1 pseudogene is annotated in these 292 nt (G+C 34.2%); it reads left to right on the top strand.

The window, feature by feature from the left end:
• Positions 1-47: 47 nt before the first annotated feature.
• Positions 48-292: pseudogene (locus tag AC3LHT_RS05945) on the top strand (YjjG family noncanonical pyrimidine nucleotidase); the annotation flags it as partial.

The following is a 292-nucleotide window of genomic DNA, read 5'->3' as shown; positions in this document are numbered from 1 at the left end:
GTAAAATATGCGATAATAAATAAAACTAATGATATTAATGATTTGGAGTGATTGCTTTGAAATACAACATGGTATATTTCGATCTGGATCACACGCTTTTTGATTTTGACAGGACAGAAAAGGAATCTCTTGAGGTTGTTTTAGCAAAAGCATCAGAAGAACCAACACTTGAGAAGCTCAAAAGGTATAAGGAAATAAACGCCAAATTATGGAGCGAGTTCTCAAGTGGGAAATACACGAAAGAATTCATAGCTATTGAGCGATTCAGAAGGTTTTTCAATGAGTTTGGCAT

The organism is Kosmotoga sp. (assembly GCF_982836095.1).
Note: the sequence above shows the minus strand (reverse complement) of the source record. Positions and strands in the feature narration are given on the sequence as shown.